Origin of the sequence: Gluconacetobacter sacchari, from assembly GCF_014174255.1 — a bacterium.
In the GTDB taxonomy this organism is placed as follows: Bacteria; Pseudomonadota; Alphaproteobacteria; order Acetobacterales; family Acetobacteraceae; genus Gluconacetobacter; species Gluconacetobacter sacchari.
Genome location: NZ_JABEQJ010000030.1, coordinates 1 through 20,310, shown reverse-complemented (window position 1 = coordinate 20,310; position 20,310 = coordinate 1). Strand labels below are relative to the sequence as shown.

Below are 20,310 nucleotides of genomic sequence, written 5' to 3'. Positions count from 1 at the left end.
TGATAAAAATTAAACTTGCCGCCATCAGATGCGATATCGCAACATTGCGCAGTCGCCGCGTTCTGAAAACCGCAAGCCCAAGGGAATAGATGTCGATGTCGCCAGCCAGGAAATGGTCAGGACGCTCGGTTCTTCTGTTGACAGCATCCGTTTCCGTCCTGGGGATGGAACGCGGCCCGGCGCTTGCCGCCTCCACACAGCACAAGGCCCCGCACAAGGCGGCCCCACGGGCCCCGGCGCCCGTGTCCGGTGCCATGCCGCGCGTGCGCGCGGCCCCCCCGGTCGCCGTCGCCCCGCGTGAAGAGGCCCTGAACGTGACCGCCCGGCGCCGGACCGAGCGACTGACCGACGTGCCGGTCGCCGTCTACACGATCAAATCGTCCGAAATCGCGACCCTGACCGCGGCTGGCGACGATATCCGCGCGCTGGCCGCCCGCACGCCCAGCCTGAACATCGAATCCTCCTTCGGCCGCACCTTCCCGCGCACCTATATCCGCGGCCTGGGCAATCCGAATTTCGACACCAATTCCGCCCAGCCGGTGGCGCTGTATTACGACGACGTGGTGCTCGACAACCCGGTGCTGCGCTCCTTCCCCCTGTTCGACCTGGCCAATACCGAAGTCCTGGCCGGTCCGCAGGGCACACTGTTCGGGCGCAACACGCCCGCCGGCGTCATCAGCATTCACTCCCGGGGGCCGGAAGACCGCAATACCGGCTATATCAGCCAGAGCTACGGCACCTATTCCTCCGCCGTCACCCAGGGCGTCGGCAACGTCGTGCTGGTACCGCACAAATTCGCCATCCGCCTCTCGATCATCAACCAGCGGCGCGACAACTGGGTGCGCAACACCTATGACGGCTTCCGCTGGCGCAAGGGGCTGGAAGGGTACGAGGATATCGCCGGGCGCCTCCAGGGGCTGTACACCATCGACGACACGGCCAACATCCTGTTCGAGATCAACGCCCGCCATCTCGAAGGCACGGCGACGGTGTTCCGCGCAAATCTGTACGAGCATGGCTACCAGGGCATCCGGCCCGGCTACGACATCAATCAGGTATCGCAGAACGGCAACAACGCCCAGACGCTGACGACCGCCGGCGGCCATATCAAGGCAACCAAGAATTTCAGCCATGTCGGCCTGCAATTCATCAGTTCCTGGACCGAAGGGTCGCTGAATTCGATCGGCTCGATCGACGGCGGCAGCCCCGGCAACGTGCCGTTCAGCGTGGAGACCGGCACCGCCGCGCCCAAGATCAGCCAGATCACGCAGGAATTCCGCGCCTACACGATCAAGACCGGAAAATTCTTCGATCAGGCGGGCGTCTATTATTTCAACGAATTTCTCGACGACTACGACGCCAACTTCAATTCGAATACCATGAAGACGACCGAACTGGCCAACCAGCGCCAGAACGAGAACTCGGTCGGCGTGTTCGATTCGGCCTCCTACGACATCCTGAAGTCGCTCAGCCTCTCGGCCGGTGTCCGCTATACCTACGATTTCAAGCGGTTCAGCGCCGCCCGCGCCCTGGGCGGCGACGGCCCGATCGCCTCCAGCGAAAGCGCGCGGTCGAACAATATCAGTTGGGACGTGGGGCTGAACTACAAGATCACGCCGGACATGAGCGTCTATTTCCGCGCCGCGACCGGCTTCCTCGCCCCCAGCTTCCAGGGGCGCCTGACCAGCGGCGACCATACCTCCCGCGCCTCGGCCGAGCGGAACACCTCGTTCGAAATCGGCTACAAGGCCAATCTGGCCCATGGCCGGGTCCAGCTCACCGCCGACGCCTATATGTGGGACACCAAGAACATGCAGCTCACGGCGGCGGGCGGCACCTCGAACCAGATCCGCCTGCTCAACGCCGATCACGTCGTGGGTCGCGGTTTCGAATGGAGCGCGGTCACCTACCCGATCGAGAACCTCTCGGTCGACGCGAACATGAGCTACAATTTCACCGAAATCCAGTCGCCAGGCCTGGAAAGTTCGGCCTGCGGCGTCGGCTGCACCATGCAGAACCCGATCGATCCCCACACCGGCTTTGCCGAGATCAACGGCAATGCGCTGCCCTACGCGCCCCGCTGGATCGCCAACCTCAACGTGTCCTATCGCATACCGCTCAACGAAACCCAGCGTTTCGTACTGTCCAGCGACTGGTCCTGGCGCAGCCAGGAATTTTTCACGCTCTACAAATCCTACGAGTTCGAGGGGCGCCCGCTGCTGCTGGGCGGTGCCAGTCTCGCCTTCGAGGACACGAAGCGCCACCTCCAGGCCAGCGTCTTCGTCCGCAACATCACAAACAAGGTCGTGGGGGTCGGCGCGCTCGATTTCGACAACTACACCGGGTACATCAACGATCCGCGCATCGTGGGCGGCCTGATCCGCTATAGTTTCTGACCATGAAGACCGCAGAACGAAAGGCCGCGCCGGCCATGCGGCGCGGCGCCCGCGCGGCGCGCCACGCCCTGGCGGCGCTCTGCCTTGCCATCGGCCCGGCATCCGCCCGCGCCTCCACGGACGCTCCGAACTATGTCTTTCTCGATAACGATTTTTCCGGTCCCGGCGAAACCAATATCCAGTCCCTCTACCCGCTGCTCACCGATCCCGACGTCAAGCTGCTCGGAATCGGCACGGTCACCGGCGATGCCTGGCGCGACGAAGGCACGGCCCATCTGCTCGCCTTCCTCAAACAGACGCAATGCGGCCTGATTCCCGTCTATCTCGGCGCGAACCGGCCACTGCTGCGTACCCGCGCCGAAATGTCGGCATGGGAGGCACAATACGGCCCCCTGCTCTGGAAGGGGGCTTGGCAGTCCGCCAGCCCCCGTCATGCCGGCCACCCCGACCAGCCGTCCCTGATCCCGCCGATGGCCGAAGGGCCGGCCCCGCCCCTGCCGAAAGGCCCCTCGGCGGCCCAGGCGATGATCGAGGCGGTCCATCGCCATCCGCATGAAGTGACGATCATCGCGGCCGGCCCGCTGACCGATCTCGCCGAGGCCATCCGGCTGGACGACACATTCGTTTCGCTGGCGCGCGGGCTGGTCTTCATGGGCGGCCTGATCGACATCGACGGCGCGCAGGTCGATCTCGAAAAACAGCACGGTCACGATTTCTATACCGATTTCAACATGATCTTCGACCCCGAGGCCGCGCATATCGTGCTGACCGCGCCGTGGGCCAGCATCACCAACCTGGGCAACGTCACCCTCGCGGTGCCGCTGACCCAGGCCCTGCGCGACGGCGCGGCGCATGGCACCACCCCGCTGGCCGCCTATTTCAGCCGCTACGCCCGGGTCGGCATCCCGATGTGGGACGAACTGACGGCCGCCGTCGCCATCCATCCGGACCTCGTCACCGGGTCCAGGGAAGCGACGATGGATGTGGAAACGGCGCGCGGACTGTTCTACGGCCGCGCGCATGCGCGCGCGCCTTCCCTGTCGCCCCGGGATATGCCGACGGTGCGGATCGTGACTTCGGTGGACATGGCCGCCTTCTACCGCCTGTTCGCCGAAAGCTTCACCGCCCCGTCAGCGGCCTGTGCGCGCTGATTCCAGGAGAACGCTGCTGACCCGCTCCCCGCCCCTCGCGCCCCCCGTCACCGGGCTGCTGCGCTTCCTGTCGCCCGACCGGTCCAATCCGCCACCGACCACCCTGCGGCGGGAAATCCTGGCCGCGCTGACCACGTTCGGGGCCATGGGGTATGTGGTGGTGGTCAATCCGCAGATCCTCTCGGTCACCGGGGCCGACCGCCACGCGCTGATCGTGATCACGGCGCTGGCGGCCATGGTGGGCTCGCTCCTGATGGGGCTGATCGGCCGGCTGCCGGTGGCGCTGGCCCCGGCGATGGGCACCAACGCCGTCTTCGCGATGGCGGTCGCGGGCGGCCATGGCGTGACCTATGGCACGGCTCTGGTGATGGTGCTGATGGGCGGCGTCGCCTTCACCCTCTTTTCCGCCACCCGCCTGCGCGAACATGTGGTGATGGCCTTCCCCGAGGCGATACGGGTCGGACTGCAATGCGGCCTCGGCCTGTTCATCGCCAAGATCGGCCTGCGCGGCGGCGGGTTGCTGACGCCCGCCGGCCAGTTCGGCGACCTGCGCCACCCGGCGGTGATGCTGGCCTTCGCGGCGGTGCTGGTGACGCCGGTCCTGGTCCTGCTGCGCGTCCCGGCGGCGCTGCTGCTGTCGATTCTGGCGGTCACGCTGATCGGGCTGGTCGTCCCCGGCGCGGACGGGCGGATGCTGACCCACCTGCCCTCGGCCCTGGTCCAGGCGCCCCCCTGGCCGTCCGATTACGTGATGAGCTTCGATTTCGCATCCTTTACCAGTCATCTCGCGCTCGCGCTTCCCCTGGCCGGCTATTTCTTTCTCGGCGATTTCTTCTCCGCGACCGCGACGCTGATCGGCGTGACGCGCCGCGCGGGGCTGATGGACGCGTCCGGGCGCATGCCCAACGCGCGGGCCGCCTACCTGGCGGACGGCCTGGGCTCGATCGCCGGCGCCTGCCTGGGCAGCCCCACGGTCGCGGCCTATGTCGAATCCGCGACCGGGGTGGAAAGCGGCGGCCGCACCGGGCTCACGCCGATCCTGGTCGCGCTGCTGTTCGCGCTCGCCACCTTCCTGTGGCCGCTGATCGCCGCCATTCCTCCCCAGGCGACCACGCCGGCGCTGGTGATGGTGGGCGTGATGATGATGGACGGCATCCGCCATCTCGACTGCACAAGGCTGGAAAACACGGTCAGCGCGGTCCTGATCATGCTGCTGACGGTCACGACGGGGAATCTGGTCGTCGGCCTTGCGGCGGGCGCGTTCGCCTATACGTTCATGGCGCTCGCCCTGCGCATCCGCCTGTCGCCCGTCCTGCTGCTGACGGACGGGCTGCTGGCCCTGTATCTGCTCCTCAGCGCGCTCGCGCGCCATTCCTGAACTGCCCCGAGGAAAACCGGACATGACCTCCAAGCCCGCAAAGGCCGCCGCCGATCTCGACGATCCCGCGCTGCGCGACCGCGCCGTCCGCGCGGCGTCCGGCACGCTGCCCTTCGACGTCCTGCTCACGGGCGGCCGGGTGGCGGACATGGTCACGGGCGAACTGCGCGCGGCCGATATCGGGCTGGTCGGCCCGATGATCGCCAGCGTCCATCCGTCCGCCAGCCGATCCGACGCCGCGCGGATCGTCCCGCTGGACGGCGCGATCGTGGCGCCGGGGCTGATCGACACGCACCTGCATATCGAAAGCTCGATGATCACCCCGCGCGGCTATGCCGAAATCGTCGTCCCCCAGGGCACGACGACCATCTGCTGGGACCCGCACGAGGTCGGCAATGTCGGCGGGCTGGACGCCGTGCGCTGGGCGGTGGCGGCCTCGCGCGACCTGCCGCTGCGCATCCTGGTCGAGGCCCCGTCCTGCGTGCCCTCCGCTCCGGGGCTGGAGCGCTCGGGCAGCGTCTTCGACGCCTCCGCCCTGTCCGAGATGCTGTCCTGGCCGGAGGTGATCGGCATCGCCGAAGTCATGGACATGCGCGGCGTCATCGAACGCTCGACGCATATGAGCACCATCGTCCAGGCGGGGCTCGACAGCGGCAAGACCGTCTTCGGCCACGCCCGAGACCTGAAGGACGCACCGCTCCAGGCCTATTGCGCCGCCGGTGTGGAATCCGACCACGAACTGACGGGCGAGGACGACACCCTGTCCAAGCTGCGCGCGGGCATGACGATCGAACTCCGCGGCTCGCACCCCGCGATGGCGATCGAGGCGCTGCATGCGTTCGAAAAGCTCGGTCACGTCCCGCAGACCGTCACGCTGTGTACCGACGATATCTTCCCCGACGACCTGGCTGCCAGGGGCGGCATCATCGCGCTGATGCGCCTGCTGGTCGGCGCGGGCATGCGGCCGCTCGACGTGCTGCGCTGCGCGACGCTCAACGCCGCGCGCTGGCTCAGGCGCAACGATCTCGGCCTGGTCGCGCCGGGCCGCCGGGCCGACCTCGTGGTATTCGGCGATCTCGACAGCTTCCCCGTGGAACGGGTCTTCGTCTCGGGCCGCGAGGTCGCGGCCGACGGCGTCATGACAGTGCCCCTGCGCCCGGACGCCTGCCCCGCGCCGACCAGCACGATGCACCTGGCGCCGGTCACGGCGGACATGTTCCGCATCCCCGTCCCCGGCATCGCCGACGGCGCCACCGTCCGCATCCACACCGTCGACACGCCGCGCTTCACGCGCTGGGCGGAGCGCGAGGCCATGGTGCGCGACGGCGCGGTCGTGCTGCCCGACGACTGCATCTACATGGCCGTCTTCAACCGCTACGGCGCCAACAGCCCGCCCGGCCTCGGGGTGCTGGCGGGCTGGGGCACCTGGCACGGCGCCTTCGCCACCACCATCCTGCATGACAGCCATAATCTCGCGGTGTTCGGCCGGAATCCCACCGACCTCGCGGTCGCGGCCAACGCCCTGATCGCCTGCGGCGGCGGCATGGCGGCGGTGATCGGCGGCAAGCCCCTCAGCGTGCTCGACCTCCCCGTCTGCGGCCTGCTGTCGGAAGACCCGCCGCACAAGGTCGCCGAACGCTTCGCCGCCCTGCGCGAAGCGTCACTGGAGGTGGCCAGCGGCCTGTCCTACCCGCTGGTCAAGCTGGTGATCGGCGCCAGCCTCGCCTGCAATCCCGGCCCGCACGTGACCGATCTCGGCATCACCGACGGCATGAGCGGCCGGATCGTGACCGACAGCCTCATCGCGTGACGGGATGCCCCTCGCCCGTCAGCACAGGCGGCCCAGCTCCTCGCGGAAATCCGTCTCCAGCGCGACGGACCAGACCCGGTCGACGAAATCCGACGGCGGCGCCTCGTTCAGCCGCACCAGCCCGATCGCCCCGGGCGAGAATCCGGTGAGCCTGCGCATCTGCAAGCGCCCGGCCGGCGGCACCCGCAGGGGAAACGACGACAGCGGCAGGATCGTCACCAGGTCGCCACGCATGATTTCGGCATGGATCAGTTCCAGCGACCCGGTCTCCAGCCGAATGACAGGCTCCACTCCGGCGGTCTGAAACCCGATATCCACAAGCTGGCGGCAGCGCATGTCCTTGCCGAGCAACGCCAGCGGAAATCGCGCGGCTTCCTCCCAGCTTATCTCCCGCGCGTCGGGAAAGGCGAAAGCCGTCGTCCCGGCCAGCACCTGTTCCTCCGCGTACAGCGACCGGACGGTAAAGGCCTGCGCCTGCGGGCACTGGTCGTAATACATGATCCCGAGATCAAGCTGCTTGCTGGCCAGCCGGTCGATGATGTCCGCATTCGGCAGCACCGACACATCGCCTGAAAAATCGCCGATCTTCTCCTTTATCGCCGCCAGCAGGATCGGCACGATATGCACGGCCGTCGGAATGACGCCGATCTTGACGGCGCCGACCAGTTCCTGCCGAAACAGCGCGATCTCGCTGCGCATCTCCGTCACGCCGCGCAGGATATCGTGCGCCCATTTCAGGACACGCACGCCTTCCGCCGTCAGGCCGAAGACCTTCTTCCTGCGGTCGACGATCACGACCCCAAGTTCCTCTTCCAGTTGCCGGACGGCGCGCGACAGTGCGGGCTGCGACACGTTGCAGGCCTCGGCCGCCTTCGAGAAGCTCCGCAGCCTGTCGATTTCCCGAAGATAATAAAGCTGTCTCAGGAACATGGTACAAGGCGCTCCCGCCCGCAGAACAGGACCTGCCCGTCACGGCGCGCGATGGCCACCAGCGTCTGGTTCATCTCCTCGGCCAGCCGACAGGCCCGATAGGTCGGGGCGGAAATCGCCACCACGATCGCCATCCCCGCCCGCAGCGTCTTCACGGCCATTTCAAACGAATAGCGGCTGGTCAGCAGGCAAAACCCCTCGCCCCCGTCGCCCGCGCGCACCCGCGCGCCGATCAGCTTGTCCAGCGCGTTATGCCGCCCGATATCCTCGCGGATCGTCACGATCCGTCCATCGCGATCCGCCCAGGCGGCCGCATGCACCATCCGCGTCGCCGCATTCAGCGTCTGCCACGTCCCAACTTCGTCCAATGCCCGATGCACCGCCGCAATCGCGATCACGGGGCCGGCGGGCAGCGCCGGCACGCCCACCCCCTCGCCGGACGGAATCTCGTCGCTGCCGCAGATCCCGCAACCGGAATGCCCCGTCTGCACGCGCGGCCGGCGCCTGATCAGCGCGCTCAGGGCTTCCCCGGCAATCGCCACATCGATGGTCAGCCCGTCATCCGCCGCGCCGACCACGACCGACCGTATCTGCGCCGGCGTGCCCACGATCCGCTCCGTCAGGCAATAGCCGACGGCGAAATCCTCCAGATCGTCCGGCGTCATCATCATGACGCCATAAGGAAAGATCCCGTTGAAGGTCAGGCGGACCGGCACCTCGTCGGCCACGTTCAGGTCGAACGCCTCGTCCGGCCGCCCCAGCGCCGTGACACGCAATGGCTGAAACAGCACGGACATCGATCCCTCCGGGCGCTACCCGGCGATCCGGATCGGCACCGCCGAGGCCACGCTGGCCACCACCTTGACGGGCACGGACTTCGCGGCCGGCGTGCCGCTGATCTCGTCGAAGAACCCCAGCGGCATCAACGGATTGAGTTCGGGATAATAGCCGGCGATGGCCCCGCGCGACATCGGATAGTCGATCACCGTCAACCCGTCGACATAGCGCCGCACCCCGTCGTCGCTATAGGTCTCCAGCCCGATCACCGCGCCGCTCTCCAGCCCGCGATCCTTCATGTCGTCCTGGTTCATGAAGATCACGAGCCGATTGTTGTAGACGCCGCGATACCGGTCGCTGTTGCTGTAGATGGTGGTGTTGTACTGATCGTGCGACCGGATGGTGGCCAGGCGCAGCATCGCGGGGTCCGCGACGACCGGGTTCACCTCCAGGCCCGGAAAGACCAGGAAGTTCGCCTTGCCGTTCGGCGTCGTCCATACCAGCCGGCGCGGCGGGATATCCAGGTGAAAGCCCTTCGGATTTTTGATCTTTTCCGAGAAATCAGCATAGATCTCCGGATAGACCTCGGCGATTTTGTCGCGGATCGGCCCGTAATCGACCATATACTCCGCCCATTTCGTCTTCGAATGCGGCAGTGTGGCCATCGCCATCCGGCAGACGATTTCCGTCTCCGGCAGCACATGTTCGCTGACGGGTTCGAACACCCCGCGCGAGGCCGTCACGTTCGCCATCGCATCCTCGATGGTCACGAACTGCTCGCCCGCCGCGGTGCGGATGATCTCCGACCGCGCCACCACCGGCAGGATCAGCGCGTCCTTGCCATGGACCAGATGTCCCCGGTTCAGCTTCGTCGCAATCCCCACCGTCAGGTCCAGCGACCGCATAGCATCATAGGACCGATCGGTATCCGGCACCGCGCGGATGAAATTCCCGCCCATGCCGATGAACACCCGGGCGGTGCCGGCTTCCATCGCCTCGACCGCCTCCACCACATGGTGCCCATGCGCGCGCGGCGGCTCGAAGCCGAACGCATCGCGAACCCGATCCAGGTAGATCTGCGTCGGCTTCTCGTCGATGCCGACGGTGCGGTCGCCCTGCACGTTGGAATGGCCGCGGATCGGCGCGATGCCCGCGCCGGGCTTGCCGAAATTGCCGCGCAGCAGAAGCAGGTTCGCCAATTGCTGCAACAGGCGCGATCCTTCGTGGTGCTGCGTCAGCCCCATGCCGTAGCAGATGATCGTGGCCTTCGACCGTTTATAGATCTCCGCGACCCGCCGGATCTGCTCCTCCGACACGCCCGAAACCTTCGTGATCTCCGCCCACGAACAGCCCATCACATCCGCGCGCAGCGCGTCGAGGCCGGCGGTATGTCGGGCGATGAACTCCAGGTCCAGGACCCGCTCGCCCTGCTCCTCGGCCTCGAAGAGCGCCCGCATCATCCCCTTGAAGATCGCCAGGTCGCCGCCGATGCGCACATGGACGAATTCGCTGGAAATCGGGGTCGAGCCGAACGTCGCCATCTGCAACACGTCCTGCGGCTCGGTAAAGCGGATCAGCGCCCGTTCCGGCATCGGGTTGATCAGCACGATCGGCACGCCGCGCTTCCGCGCCTCCACCAGGTTCGTCATCATGCGCGGCGAATTGGTGCCCGTGTTCTGCCCGATGACGAAGATCGCCTCGGCATGCTCGAAATCCGCCATGACGATGGTGCCCTTGCCGACACCGATCGCGGGCGGCAGCCCACGGCTGGTCGGCTCGTGGCACATGTTCGAGCAGTCGGGGAAGTTATTGGTGCCGAATTCACGGACGAAGATCGAGTAGAGAAAGGCCGTCTCGTTGGCGGTCCGGCCGGAGGTATAGAACTCCGCCAGGTGCGGGCTGTCCAACGCCTGCAAATGCCGTCCGATCATCGCGAAGGCATCGTCCCAGGCGACGGGCACGTATTTGTCGGTGGCGGCGTCATAGCGCATCGGCTCGGTCAGCCGCCCCTGCATCTCCAGCCAGTAATCGCTCTTTTGCATCAGCTCGGTGACGGTGTGCCGGGCGAAGAAGTCACGCGTCACCCGCGCCTTCGTCGCTTCATGCGCCAGCGCCTTGGCGCCGTTCTCGCAGAATTCCAGCGTCTTGCGATGATCGGGGTCGGGAAACGCGCAGCTCGGGCATTTGAAGCCACCCGGCTGGTTCATGGCCAGCAGCCCCCGCGAGCCCTTGACGAGCACGCTCTGCTCCATCAGCACCTTCGCGGTCGCGCCCGCGGCCCCCCAGCCACCGGCCGGATGATGATACGGCTTGAACTCCGACGGCTTCTCTTTGCTCATGACATCATCCTCCTCTGGCCGGCCGCGCCTCGGGTCCGTCACAGGACGCCGAATTCCCTCATGGCCGGGACGAAATTCTCGTTTTCATGCTGCGAGCGCGCGAGCTTGATCAGCGCAAAACGCTGCAACGGTGTCAACGCCGCCCATTGCGCCGGCGTCGGGGGCGGCACGCCGTCCGCGTCCGCCTGCGCGCGCACGGCATCGGGCATCCGGCCGGCCTCCCGCCAGTCCGCGAAATCGGCGGTCGCCAGATAGCGCGGCGGCTCGTCGCTCCGCGCGGCGATCAGGCACAGCACCAGCGCCCGATAGGCCTCCCGCTCCTCCGCCGTCCCGCACCGCAGGTCGGCAAGCCGTCCGCGCCCCTCGCGCGACAACTGGCTCCATTGCCGCAGGCTCAGCTTGATGCCGGCGATATCGAGCTTCTGCCGCGCGATCATCGGGATACAGCGCAGCGAGCCCGCGAAGTCGCTCTCGAAGTCGAAAATCATCGGATCCGGTCCAGGGTCCCCGGCCTCGCTACCGGGGTACGATCAGGTGGAGCAGCGACGCCACCACGAAGAACGCCGCCGTGCTCAGCGCCCAGATCGCGACGAACCATCCGATCCGCGCCGTCAGGCGCTTCGGCGCGCCGTCGCCATTCCCCCGTACGACGTCAGTGATAGCCATCGGCTTCCGTCACTTTCCCGCGAAACACGCGATAGGAATAAATGGTATAGGTCAGGATGATCGGCAGCAGGATGGCGGTGCCGACAAGCTGGAAGAACTGGCTGGACGGCGGCGACGACACATCCCACAGCGTCAGGCTGGGCGGCACGGCATAGGGCCAGACGGTAATGCCGAGCCCCGAAAGGCACAGGAAGAACCAGCCGAGGGCACACAGGAACGGCACCCGCGAATGGCCGCGCCGCAGGCCTGCGGCCAGCAGCCCCCCCAGCACGACGACCAGCACCGGCACCGGCGCGACGAACAGGATATTCGGCCAGTCGGTCCAGCGCCGCAGATAGGGCGCATGCAGCAGCGGCGTCCACAGGCTGACCGCGACGATGGCCAGGAACAGCGCGATGGCCAGCCGCCCGGCCCACCGGCGGCACGATGCCTCCAGCACCCCGGTCGTCCGCCACACCAGCCAGGTCGCGCCCAGCAGGGCATAGCCGCACATCACCGCCACCCCGCACAGGGCGCTGAACGGCGTCAGCCAGTCCAGCGCGCCGCCGCTGAAGGCGCCGTCGGTAATGGCCACCCCCTGGATCACCCCGCCCAGGATCGCCCCCTGGCTGAACGCGGCGATGGCGGACCCGGCCAGGAAACCCATCTCCCACAGCCCCTCCCGCGCCGTCTCCCGCGTCATGACACGGAACTCGAACGACACCCCGCGAAAGATCAGCGCCAGCAGCATCAGCACGATCGGCAGGTAGAACGCCGGCAGCAGCGTGGCATAGGCCCCGGGAAACACCCCGTACATCACGGCGCCGCCCAGCACCATCCATGTCTCGTTCCCGTCCCAGACCGGGGCGATGGTATTGACCATCACATCCCGCCGCCCCCGGTCGCGTTCCAGCGCGAACAACATCCCGATCCCGAGGTCGAACCCGTCGAGAATGACATAGATGCTGATCGCGGCCACCAGGATGACGGCCCACACGATCGGCAGCCAATGCGCGAAATCCATCATGGCTCAGGCTCCTTCACCGGGAATGGGGCCGGCGATCCCCGGATGCGTATGCGTCGCCAGCACGTCGGCCGGGTGCGCGGGGCTGGCCCCCTGCTCGCCTTCCACCGGCGCGCGCCCCAGCAGGCGCAGCAGGATGCCCAGCCCCGACCCGAATACGATCACATACACCACCACGAAAGCCGCCATCGTCACCGCCATGCTGGACAGTACGATGGGCGAAACGCTGTCGGACGTCCGCAGCAGGCCATAGACGGTCCAGGGCTGCCGCCCGACCTCGGTGGTCACCCAGCCACACAGCAGCGCGATAAAGCCGGCGGGCGCCATGCACAGCACCACCCGATGAAAGACCGGGCTGGTAAACAGCGCGCTGGTCCGCCGCAGCCACAGCGACCAGAACCCGACCAGCACCATCAGCATCGCCAGACCGACCATGATGCGGAACGAGAAGAAGATGACCGGCGAAGGCGGCCGCTGGTCGCGCGGAAAATCCTTCATCCCCGGCACCTTGCCGTCCAGGCTGTGCGTCAGGATCAGCGACCCCGCGAGCGGCAGCCGTATGGCATAGTCGGTCCGCTCCGTCCTCATGTTCGGAATGCCGAACAGGATCTCCGGCGCCCGCCCCTCGGTGTCCCAGTCGCCCTCCATCGCGGCGATCTTCACCGGCTGGTATTTCAGCGTGTTCAGGCCGTGCGCATCGCCAGCCAACACCTGCAAGGGCGCCACGATCGCCGCCATCCACATGGCCATCGAGAACATCACCCGCACCGGCTCGCTGGCAATCGCCCCCGCCCGCCGCGCCTTGAGCATATGCCACGCGCCGGTCGCCCCCACGACGAACGCGACCGAGAGAAACGCCGCCAGCCCCATATGGACCAGCCGGAACGGAAAGGACGGATTGAAGATGATGGCCAGCCAGTCATCGGGCATGAAGCGTCCGGTGGCGGGGTCGATCGTATAGCCGCGCGGCGTCTGCATCCAGGAATTCGAAGCCAGGATCCAGGTCATCGAAATCAGCGTCCCCACCGAGACGCAGCATGTGGCCGCGAAATGCAGCCCCCGCCCGACCTTGTTCATGCCGAACAGCATCACGCCCAGGAACCCGGCCTCCAGGAAGAAGGCGGTCATGACCTCGTACGACAGCAGGACACCGGTAATCGGCCCCGCTTTCCTCGAAAAGACCGACCAGTTGGTCCCGAACTCGTAGGACATGACCAGCCCCGAGACCACGCCCATGCTGAAAACGATCGAAAAAGCCTTGATCCAGTATCGGTAGAGATCGAGAAAGACCTGCCGCCCGGTCCTCAGCCACGCCCCCTCCAGTACGGCCAGGTACGCCGCCAGCCCGATCGAAAAGGCCGGGAAGACGATATGGACACCCACGGTAAAGGCAAACTGGAAGCGCGCGAGAAGCAGTGCGGGGTCGGGGGCGGTCTGCATCGATGGTTTCCTAAAAGCGTGGACATCCGTCATCGTCGGGACAACGCGGAAAGCGCGCTTCCGCTCCCGCGGCATGCCTTCCGGCCCGTCTCACCGGATATGCCATGATGTGCCGCCGTCTCGCTAGATCATGCGCGCCGGATGCGTCCAAGACCTTTTGCTTATGGCATTATGCGCACAGATTATAACGATGATGGATATGTGATCGATCAGGTTATTTAGCCACCGCCGATCTCTTGTCATGAAGCGCCATCCGCCTATGTTGGCGGGCAGTGAATGTCATACGAGCCCGTCGGCAGGGAGTTCCAGTTCATTGGCCACACCCCAACCCGTCGATGCGAAGCTGACCCAGGCCGCGATCTTTCTCGTCGTGACGCTGGATGAGAGCGAATCGATCAACGCGCAGGTCCGCGGCCTCATGGGCGACCTCTCCTCCCTCGTCCGTGGCGTCGGCTTCCGCATCCCCGACGGAAGGCTAAGCTGCGTCACCGGCATCGGTTCGCGCGCATGGGACCAACTCTTCGGCACGCCCCGCCCGCGCGATCTCCATCCGTTTCAGGAAATCCGGGGCGTGCATCACGCCCCCGCCACGCCGGGCGACCTGCTCTTCCACATCCGCGCCGCCCGGATGGATCTCTGTTTCGAGTTGGCGGCCGCCATCGTCTCCAGGCTGGAAGGCGCCGGTCGCGTGGTGGACGAGATCCACGGATTCAAATATTTCGACGAGCGCGACCTGCTCGGATTCGTCGACGGCACCGAGAACCCGTCCGGACAATCCGCGATCGACGCGGCCATCGTCGGCGACGAAGATCCCGATTTCGCGGGCGGCAGCTATGTCATCATCCAGAAATACCTGCACGACCTGAAGAAATGGGACGCCATCCCGACCGAGACGCAGGAACGCATCATCGGCCGGCGAAAGCTGTCGGATATCGAGCTGGCGGAAGCGGCCAAGCCCAGCTTCGCCCATAACGTCCTCACCAACATCGAGGAAAACGGCCAGCAACTCCAGATCGTGCGCGACAACATGCCGTTCGGCGACGTGGGCAAGGGCGAGTTCGGCACCTGTTTCATCGGCTATGCGCGCTCTCCCGCGCGCACCGAGCAGATGCTGCGGAACATGTTCATCGGCAACCCGCCCGGCAATTACGACCGGCTGCTGGATGTCAGCACCGCCGTTACCGGCGCGCTGTTCTTCATCCCCACCGGCGACTTCCTCGACAACGCGCCGGACATGGACGCCCCCGCCCCTCCCTCCGCCCCCACCACCGATCAGCCGTCCACAGGCCCGCAGGACGGCTCGCTGGGCATCGGCTCCCTCCGGAAGGACACCTGACATGAGCAATCTCCACAAACACCTGGCCCCGATCTCCAGCGAGGCCTGGGCGCAGATCGAGGACGAGGCCGCCCGCACCATCCGCCGTCACCTGGCCGGTCGCCGCGTCGTCGACACGCCGGAGCCGAAAGGCACCGCCTTCGCCGGCATCGGCACCGGGCGCGGCACGCCGATCGACGCCCCCGGCACCGGCATCAGCGCCCTGCGGCGCGAGGTCCTGCCGCTGGTGGAACTGCGCGTGCCCTTCACCCTGCTGCGCACCGAAATCGATGCCGTCGATCGCGGCTCGCTGGATTCCGACTGGCAGCCGGTCAAGGACGCGGCCCGGCAGATCGCCTTCGCCGAGGATCGCGCGATTTTCGACGGCTACGCGGCGGCCGGCATCCTGGGCATCCGCCACGGCACGTCCAACGCCCACCTGGCGCTCCCCGCCCAGGCCAAGGACTATCCCCGCGCCTTCGCCGCCGCCCTCGGCGCGCTGCGCCTGGCCGGCGTCAACGGCCCGTATGCCATCGTCCTCGGCGCGCAGGCCTATGCCAATGTCAGCGGCGGCGACGATGACGGCTACCCGATCCTCAAACATATCGAGAGCATGATCGACGGAAAGATCATCTGGGCCCCGGCCATCGAGGGCGCATTCGTCGTCTCGATGCGCGGCGGCGACCTGATGCTGGATGTCGGGCAGGATTTCTCGATCGGCTACCTGTCGCACACCGCGGAAACGGTCGAACTGTACCTCCAGGAGAGCTTCGTCTTCCGCGTCCTGACCAGCGAGGCGACCGTCGCCCTCGATCAACCCGCCGCCCCCGCCGCCTGATCGCCCGCCCGCAACAAACCCCGGCATGAAGCGTTTCATGCCGGCGATGCCCAAGGACAGGACATATGGAAAACCCGCTGGACTCCTCCCCTGAACGAGACGCCCGCATTCTCGCCAAGGCAAAGGAAATGTGGGTCGCCGACGGCAGGCCCGCCTCCGGCCCCGACGCCTATATGGAAGCCGCGTCCGACCTGATCGGGATGGAACTCAATGCCGATGCCGGGCAGATTCCGGTCGCCTCGCCCGTCCCTCTCGACGCCAACGGCCAGCCCATCGAGGAAGCTTGGCTGGAAGACAATCTCGGCAATCCCGGCGGCTCCATGAATCCCCTGGACGACAAGCGGGAAACCCCCTTCGCAACCCGGCAGGAAGAAGAAAAGACCCTGAAGGACGAAACCTGACGGCCCTCGGCCGCCGGCCCCCGACAGATCGTCCATGAAGGAGCGTCCCGGATGATCGCGATCTATCTTGACGACAGGACCGCTCCCGTCGCGCCCCGCGAGAACGGGTGGTACATCATGGATGGCACCACCATCCTTCTGGCTGGCCCCTTCTCCAGCAGGGAACAGGCCCTCCTGTCGATCGACGAGCAGGAACCGGACCCGGAACCGGCCGCCCCCACCTTCTGACGCCATTCGTCCATCGCAGTCAGCAAATCGCAGTCAGCGAACGGGCGGCGCAACCCGCGCTCCTGCCATAACTCCTGACCAGGCTCGCCGCGACGGTGGAAGCGGTGACGCGTCAGCGAACTTCGTGCTGCGCGTGAGATCTTCCCAGATGTCGAGTTCCCGGTTCAGTTCCATCAGCTTCTTTCGAATCTGGTCGAGCGCGTCCCCGCCGATCACGAGATGCAGCGGCGGCCTGTCCGCCTCAACCGCTTGGATAATCGCGCGCCTTGCCCGCGGTTGCGGCATAGGCGGACAGGCGGATGCTCGACTGCTTGCTTGACATACCGCGAAACTCGGTGCGGAAGGCGCCTGGCTCGACAACCGTCACGCCGATGCCAAATGGTGCAACCTCCTTGGCCAGCGTCTCGGAGAAGCCTTCCAGCGCGAACTTGGCCATATGGTAGAAGCCTACAGCGGGATGGGTGACCATCCCGCCGACCGAGCTGATATTGACGACGTGACCGTGCTCGCGCCTGCGCATGCCCGGAAGCACCGCCTTGGCCATGTGCCACGGCGCAAAGACATTGGTTTCGAACATCGCGTGGACGCCCGCTTCCTCGCCCTCCTCGATTGCACCAAAATAGCCGTAGCCGGCATTGTTCACGTGTAGAAGTCTCGACTAAATCTGACGTAAGGTGTCTGTTGAAGCCCAACCGGGACGTAACGACGTGGGTGGACCGACGCACGCTGTGCGGCGACCTGGATATCCAATAACCGTCGCGCCAACGACGATGTTTCATAGACCGCGATGGCGCCCGCGATCGCAAGGGCGGAGGCCGAGCCCAGGCCGATCAGCACCTTGCGCGACAGCCGCGTGACACGGGGCTGCATTCCCTTCAGTCGCAGCGCGGACCCCGAGGTGGCGATGCCTCGCCGTGACCGTCCTCCGTCAAGATTGCGGCCGCCCAGGCGGAACGAGACGACCGCCCGCGCTGTGGCAGGGTCGAGGACGTCGAGACAGCGGAGCCTCAGACTCGCATCTCTTTTTCCCACCAGCCGCAGGTGTTCACGCGTGCGGCGTCAGCGAGAGCTTCCAGCTCCGCAATCTCGTCGCCCGAGAGCCTTATGCTGATGGCCCGGGCCAGACCATCGATGTAGCCAGGCCTCGTGACGCCGATGAGCGGCGTCGTGCCCTTGGCGATCGCCCAGGCTATAGCGACATCGGAAGCCGCTGCGCCCTGCTTCGCGCCGATCGCGGCAAGCTTGTTCGTCAGGGCCTTCAACTGGGGCAGGATACCATTGTAGGCTTGCGCGCGGTTGGTGCCTTCCGGCAGCGGGTTCTCGGGGCTGTACTTGCCGCTCAGCGCGCCCTGTTCGAGCACCATATAGGCGAAGAATCGAATGCCCTCTTTGCGGCAGTGGTCCAGGATGCCGGCCTGCTCGGAACTGCGATAGAGAAGGCTATAGTGGTTCTGGACAGCTTCGACCCGAAAGCCCGCCTCGCCCAGAATCCGGTCGGCAAGCTCGATTTCGCCCAGATTGTGATTCGACACGCCGACATGTCTGACCTTCCCGCTCTTCAGCAACGGGATCAGGTGCGGAGTCCACCACGCTACGTCCGCGGGACTGTGAATCCAGTAAAGGTCGATATAGTCGGTGCCGAGGCGTGCCAGGCTCTGCTCCAGCATGTCGGCGACCGGATCGTCGCCTTCTCCCGCGACCTGCGGGGTAAACTTCGTCGAGAGCTGGTAGGCGCTTCGGTCGAAGCGCTTCAGGACGCCCCCGAGCACGGTTTCCGAACGACCCATGCCGTACACCACGGCGGTATCCCACAGGGTAAAGCCAGCCGCATGCGCCTTGTCGGCAACCTCTTCCAGGCCAGCCTGAGTGAGGCTGCTGCCGAAATAGCCATCGCCAGTCTCACCGCCGTCGCCCCAGGCCCAGGTACCCAGTGCGACCGGCGGGATATTCAGATTTTCGGTTGTCATGTTTGCTCCATACTTGTTCTGCGGCAATCTTTGCATGGCCGACGCGCCGCCGGCACTGTGATGCATGGCACGGCCGAATCGTGAGCCTAATGCGCCGAGATTTCTGCCTGATCCTCCGGGAACGGCCGGTTCTCGTTGCCGTGCTTCAGTGTGCGTGCGATGATCGGATTCATGGAAGCACTGAGGGAAATTGCAGCGATAATCGTAAGGTACGTCTCGAAGGATGGTTTCCACGCCACCCCCATCGAACGCATGACGTTTGTTCGATCCTCCACCGTGACGATGCCGATGCCGAATGTTTACCGGCCGCAATTGTGCTTCGTCGCGCAGGGGCAGAAGGAGGTCACGCTGGGCGACCGCATGTTCCGATATGCGCCGGGCCGCTATGGAGTCGTGACCTACGACCTGCCGGCGATAGCCCATGTGGTCGAAGCGACGCCTGACAACCCGTATCTCTGCCTGTACCTCGACTTCGATCCCGTCATGCTGGGCGAGTTGGCGTCGCGCGTACCGTCGCCGGAAACGCCATCCCCGCCCATCGGCAAGATGGTATCCGACGCCAGCCCTGGCCTGCTCGACGCGGTGCTGCGCCTGCTGCGCCTGCTCGATGATCCGGCGGCACTGCCCGTGCTGGGGCCGCTTGCCGAGCAGGAAATTCTCTATCGCCTGCTCGCCGGCCCCGATGGCGCGAGGATGCACCACATCACCTCCGGTCAGGGTCGGGTCGCGCAGATCGGCCGCGCCATCGCCTGGATCGGAAAGAACTTCCGCGACCGGTTCAGCATCGAGCGGCTGGCCACGGAAGTGGGCATGAGTCCGTCGAGCCTCCACGAGCATTTTCGCGCCGTGACGGCGATGACGCCATTACAGTTCCAGAAGCAGCTCCGTCTACAGGACGCGCGCAGTCTGATGCTGGTCCAGGACGTTGACGTCGCGACCGCCGCTTTGCGCGTGGGGTACGAGAGCGCCTCGCAATTCAGTCGCGAATATCGCCGCCACTTCGGAGAACCGCCGGCGCGCGACATCGCCCGCTTGCGCGCGTCGCCCGGCTTGGCCGTGGTCGCTTGAATTCAAGCCTGGCGACACCGAACCTCACCCGCCGCATCCCGGAAGGCGTGGAACCCTGCTCTTATGCATGAGGACGCGGAACAGCGGCGGCATGATCTGCGCAAACTGTTCAACGGGTTGCGCTGTGATCCGCTACGGGATGGCCTGACGCGCCATGCCGGATGACCTTCCGCCTTGGTCGGCGGTCTATCAGCAATCTCGTCGCCGGATAGAGGCAGGCTGCTTCGAAGCACTGGCCTCTGACCTGCGGGCTGTGCTGCGCATGGCCTCCGGCCGCAAGGCAGAACCCACGGCGGCCATCCTCGACAGCCGAACCTTGCGTTCGATGCCACAGAGCGGGATGCCGCAGGCTCGTCAAGGATTACGCGCGTTATGCTTCAACACGCGCAAGTCGTCATGTCATCACTTTCGCATGTTTTAGCAGCCTGTCGGGTTGGGGTACCCTTTGAAGTGGCGAGGGTATAGTATGCTGGGATGAGCCGTTTCATCCCGTTTGACCGATCCCAGCCATATCTTCTGCCGCCTGACCTGAAGTCGTGGCTTCCGGCGGACGATATGGCGCATTTCATTGTCGCTGCCATTGAGCGGGTTCCGATGAGTGCG

At 65.9% G+C, this 20,310-nt stretch carries 20 protein-coding genes; 10 read left to right on the top strand and 10 right to left on the bottom strand.

The window, feature by feature from the left end; translation table 11 throughout:
- The first annotated feature begins 137 nt into the window (after nucleotides 1-137).
- Genes HLH48_RS18140 through HLH48_RS18125 form a run of 4 tightly spaced genes read left to right on the top strand, consistent with a single transcriptional unit; the run spans nucleotide 138 to nucleotide 6,735 of the window.
- Nucleotides 138-2,396, top strand: coding sequence for a TonB-dependent receptor (locus HLH48_RS18140; protein ID WP_182998891.1), 2,259 nt, complete (start codon nucleotides 138-140; stop codon nucleotides 2,394-2,396).
- A gap of 2 nt (nucleotides 2,397-2,398) precedes the next feature.
- Nucleotides 2,399-3,547, top strand: a complete 1,149-nt coding sequence (locus tag HLH48_RS18135) for a nucleoside hydrolase (protein ID WP_182998890.1) — start codon at nucleotides 2,399-2,401, stop codon at nucleotides 3,545-3,547.
- Complete coding sequence (locus tag HLH48_RS18130; RefSeq protein WP_182998889.1) at nucleotides 3,537-4,925, top strand: NCS2 family permease; 1,389 nt, start codon at nucleotides 3,537-3,539, stop codon at nucleotides 4,923-4,925. The genes HLH48_RS18135 and HLH48_RS18130 overlap by 11 nt, the downstream gene beginning before the upstream one ends.
- A gap of 22 nt (nucleotides 4,926-4,947) precedes the next feature.
- On the top strand, nucleotides 4,948-6,735 hold the full coding sequence (locus HLH48_RS18125) for an adenine deaminase (protein WP_182998888.1): 1,788 nt from the start codon (nucleotides 4,948-4,950) through the stop codon (nucleotides 6,733-6,735).
- An 18-nt stretch (nucleotides 6,736-6,753) separates the two neighbouring features.
- Here HLH48_RS18125 and HLH48_RS18120 read toward each other — a convergent pair whose 3' ends face one another.
- Genes HLH48_RS18120 through HLH48_RS18090 form a run of 7 tightly spaced genes read right to left on the bottom strand, consistent with a single transcriptional unit; the run spans nucleotide 6,754 to nucleotide 13,890 of the window.
- Nucleotides 6,754-7,665, bottom strand: coding sequence for a LysR family transcriptional regulator (locus tag HLH48_RS18120; protein ID WP_182998887.1), 912 nt, complete (start codon nucleotides 7,663-7,665; stop codon nucleotides 6,754-6,756).
- Nucleotides 7,656-8,462, bottom strand: coding sequence for a formate dehydrogenase accessory sulfurtransferase FdhD (gene fdhD, locus HLH48_RS18115; protein ID WP_182998886.1), 807 nt, complete (start codon nucleotides 8,460-8,462; stop codon nucleotides 7,656-7,658). Before fdhD ends, HLH48_RS18120 begins: the two co-directional genes overlap by 10 nt.
- A 15-nt stretch (nucleotides 8,463-8,477) precedes the next feature.
- Nucleotides 8,478-10,781 carry an FdhF/YdeP family oxidoreductase gene (locus HLH48_RS18110; protein WP_182998885.1) on the bottom strand — a complete coding sequence of 768 codons (2,304 nt, stop codon included), beginning with the start codon at nucleotides 10,779-10,781 and terminating at the stop codon, nucleotides 8,478-8,480.
- Nucleotides 10,782-10,819: 38 nt separating this feature from the next.
- On the bottom strand, nucleotides 10,820-11,269 hold the full coding sequence (locus tag HLH48_RS18105; RefSeq protein WP_182998884.1) for a nitrate reductase associated protein: 450 nt from the start codon (nucleotides 11,267-11,269) through the stop codon (nucleotides 10,820-10,822).
- A gap of 28 nt (nucleotides 11,270-11,297) precedes the next feature.
- Nucleotides 11,298-11,447, bottom strand: a complete 150-nt coding sequence (locus HLH48_RS18100) for a DUF2474 domain-containing protein (protein WP_182998883.1) — start codon at nucleotides 11,445-11,447, stop codon at nucleotides 11,298-11,300.
- Nucleotides 11,434-12,453 (bottom strand): cytochrome d ubiquinol oxidase subunit II, encoded by a 1,020-nt coding sequence (cydB, locus tag HLH48_RS18095; protein ID WP_182998882.1) that lies wholly within the window; start codon nucleotides 12,451-12,453, stop codon nucleotides 11,434-11,436. The genes HLH48_RS18100 and cydB overlap by 14 nt, the downstream gene beginning before the upstream one ends.
- A gap of 3 nt (nucleotides 12,454-12,456) precedes the next feature.
- Entirely contained in the window at nucleotides 12,457-13,890 is a 1,434-nt protein-coding gene (locus tag HLH48_RS18090; RefSeq protein ID WP_182998881.1) for a cytochrome ubiquinol oxidase subunit I, read from the bottom strand.
- Between the two features lie 313 nt (nucleotides 13,891-14,203).
- Here HLH48_RS18090 and HLH48_RS18085 point away from each other — a divergent pair, with 313 nt between their 5' ends.
- The 4 genes from HLH48_RS18085 (at nucleotide 14,204) to HLH48_RS18070 (ending at nucleotide 16,672) form a co-directional block, all read left to right on the top strand.
- A complete protein-coding gene (locus HLH48_RS18085; RefSeq protein ID WP_182998880.1) occupies nucleotides 14,204-15,226 on the top strand; it encodes a Dyp-type peroxidase in 1,023 nt (340 codons plus the stop codon).
- 1 nt (nucleotide 15,227) lies between these two features.
- Nucleotides 15,228-16,043, top strand: coding sequence for a family 1 encapsulin nanocompartment shell protein (locus HLH48_RS18080; protein WP_182998879.1), 816 nt, complete (start codon nucleotides 15,228-15,230; stop codon nucleotides 16,041-16,043).
- Nucleotides 16,044-16,108: 65 nt separating this feature from the next.
- Nucleotides 16,109-16,444, top strand: coding sequence for a hypothetical protein (locus HLH48_RS18075; protein ID WP_182998878.1), 336 nt, complete (start codon nucleotides 16,109-16,111; stop codon nucleotides 16,442-16,444).
- Between the two features lie 51 nt (nucleotides 16,445-16,495).
- On the top strand, nucleotides 16,496-16,672 hold the full coding sequence (locus tag HLH48_RS18070; RefSeq protein WP_182998877.1) for a hypothetical protein: 177 nt from the start codon (nucleotides 16,496-16,498) through the stop codon (nucleotides 16,670-16,672).
- 241 nt (nucleotides 16,673-16,913) lie between these two features.
- Here the strand turns inward: HLH48_RS18070 and HLH48_RS18065 are convergent, their stop codons facing one another.
- The 3 genes from HLH48_RS18065 to HLH48_RS18055 form a co-directional block, all read right to left on the bottom strand.
- Nucleotides 16,914-17,315, bottom strand: a complete 402-nt coding sequence (locus tag HLH48_RS18065) for an SDR family NAD(P)-dependent oxidoreductase (protein WP_264812407.1) — start codon at nucleotides 17,313-17,315, stop codon at nucleotides 16,914-16,916.
- On the bottom strand, nucleotides 17,312-17,542 hold the full coding sequence (locus HLH48_RS18060; protein ID WP_182998921.1) for a hypothetical protein: 231 nt from the start codon (nucleotides 17,540-17,542) through the stop codon (nucleotides 17,312-17,314). The genes HLH48_RS18065 and HLH48_RS18060 overlap by 4 nt, the downstream gene beginning before the upstream one ends.
- Before the next feature lie 137 nt (nucleotides 17,543-17,679).
- Entirely contained in the window at nucleotides 17,680-18,639 is a 960-nt protein-coding gene (locus HLH48_RS18055) for an aldo/keto reductase (RefSeq protein ID WP_182998876.1), read from the bottom strand.
- 171 nt (nucleotides 18,640-18,810) lie between these two features.
- On the opposite strand from HLH48_RS18055, the gene HLH48_RS18050 reads away from it, so the two are divergent.
- Nucleotides 18,811-19,707 (top strand): AraC family transcriptional regulator, encoded by an 897-nt coding sequence (locus tag HLH48_RS18050; protein WP_182998875.1) that lies wholly within the window; start codon nucleotides 18,811-18,813, stop codon nucleotides 19,705-19,707.
- 154 nt (nucleotides 19,708-19,861) lie between these two features.
- A complete protein-coding gene (locus HLH48_RS18045; RefSeq protein WP_373320199.1) occupies nucleotides 19,862-20,128 on the top strand; it encodes a transposase in 267 nt (88 codons plus the stop codon).
- The last annotated feature ends 182 nt before the right edge of the window (nucleotides 20,129-20,310 follow it).

What these genes read in the sequence shown, in the direction of transcription:
- HLH48_RS18135 (WP_182998890.1), top strand. Translation starts at nt 2,399, where the DNA reads ATGAAGACCGCAGAACGAAAGGCCGCGCCGGCCATGCGGCGCGGCGCC.
- HLH48_RS18125 (WP_182998888.1), top strand. Translation starts at nt 4,948, where the DNA reads ATGACCTCCAAGCCCGCAAAGGCCGCCGCCGATCTCGACGATCCCGCG.
- HLH48_RS18120 (WP_182998887.1), bottom strand. Translation starts at nt 7,665, where the DNA reads ATGTTCCTGAGACAGCTTTATTATCTTCGGGAAATCGACAGGCTGCGG.
- fdhD (WP_182998886.1), bottom strand. Translation starts at nt 8,462, where the DNA reads ATGTCCGTGCTGTTTCAGCCATTGCGTGTCACGGCGCTGGGGCGGCCG.
- HLH48_RS18110 (WP_182998885.1), bottom strand. Translation starts at nt 10,781, where the DNA reads ATGAGCAAAGAGAAGCCGTCGGAGTTCAAGCCGTATCATCATCCGGCC.
- HLH48_RS18105 (WP_182998884.1), bottom strand. Translation starts at nt 11,269, where the DNA reads ATGATTTTCGACTTCGAGAGCGACTTCGCGGGCTCGCTGCGCTGTATC.
- HLH48_RS18100 (WP_182998883.1), bottom strand. Translation starts at nt 11,447, where the DNA reads ATGGCTATCACTGACGTCGTACGGGGGAATGGCGACGGCGCGCCGAAG.
- cydB (WP_182998882.1), bottom strand. Translation starts at nt 12,453, where the DNA reads ATGATGGATTTCGCGCATTGGCTGCCGATCGTGTGGGCCGTCATCCTG.
- HLH48_RS18090 (WP_182998881.1), bottom strand. Translation starts at nt 13,890, where the DNA reads ATGCAGACCGCCCCCGACCCCGCACTGCTTCTCGCGCGCTTCCAGTTT.
- HLH48_RS18080 (WP_182998879.1), top strand. Translation starts at nt 15,228, where the DNA reads ATGAGCAATCTCCACAAACACCTGGCCCCGATCTCCAGCGAGGCCTGG.
- HLH48_RS18075 (WP_182998878.1), top strand. Translation starts at nt 16,109, where the DNA reads ATGGAAAACCCGCTGGACTCCTCCCCTGAACGAGACGCCCGCATTCTC.
- HLH48_RS18070 (WP_182998877.1), top strand. Translation starts at nt 16,496, where the DNA reads ATGATCGCGATCTATCTTGACGACAGGACCGCTCCCGTCGCGCCCCGC.
- HLH48_RS18060 (WP_182998921.1), bottom strand. Translation starts at nt 17,542, where the DNA reads ATGCAGCCCCGTGTCACGCGGCTGTCGCGCAAGGTGCTGATCGGCCTG.
- HLH48_RS18055 (WP_182998876.1), bottom strand. Translation starts at nt 18,639, where the DNA reads ATGACAACCGAAAATCTGAATATCCCGCCGGTCGCACTGGGTACCTGG.
- HLH48_RS18050 (WP_182998875.1), top strand. Translation starts at nt 18,811, where the DNA reads ATGGAAGCACTGAGGGAAATTGCAGCGATAATCGTAAGGTACGTCTCG.
- HLH48_RS18045 (WP_373320199.1), top strand. Translation starts at nt 19,862, where the DNA reads ATGCCGGATGACCTTCCGCCTTGGTCGGCGGTCTATCAGCAATCTCGT.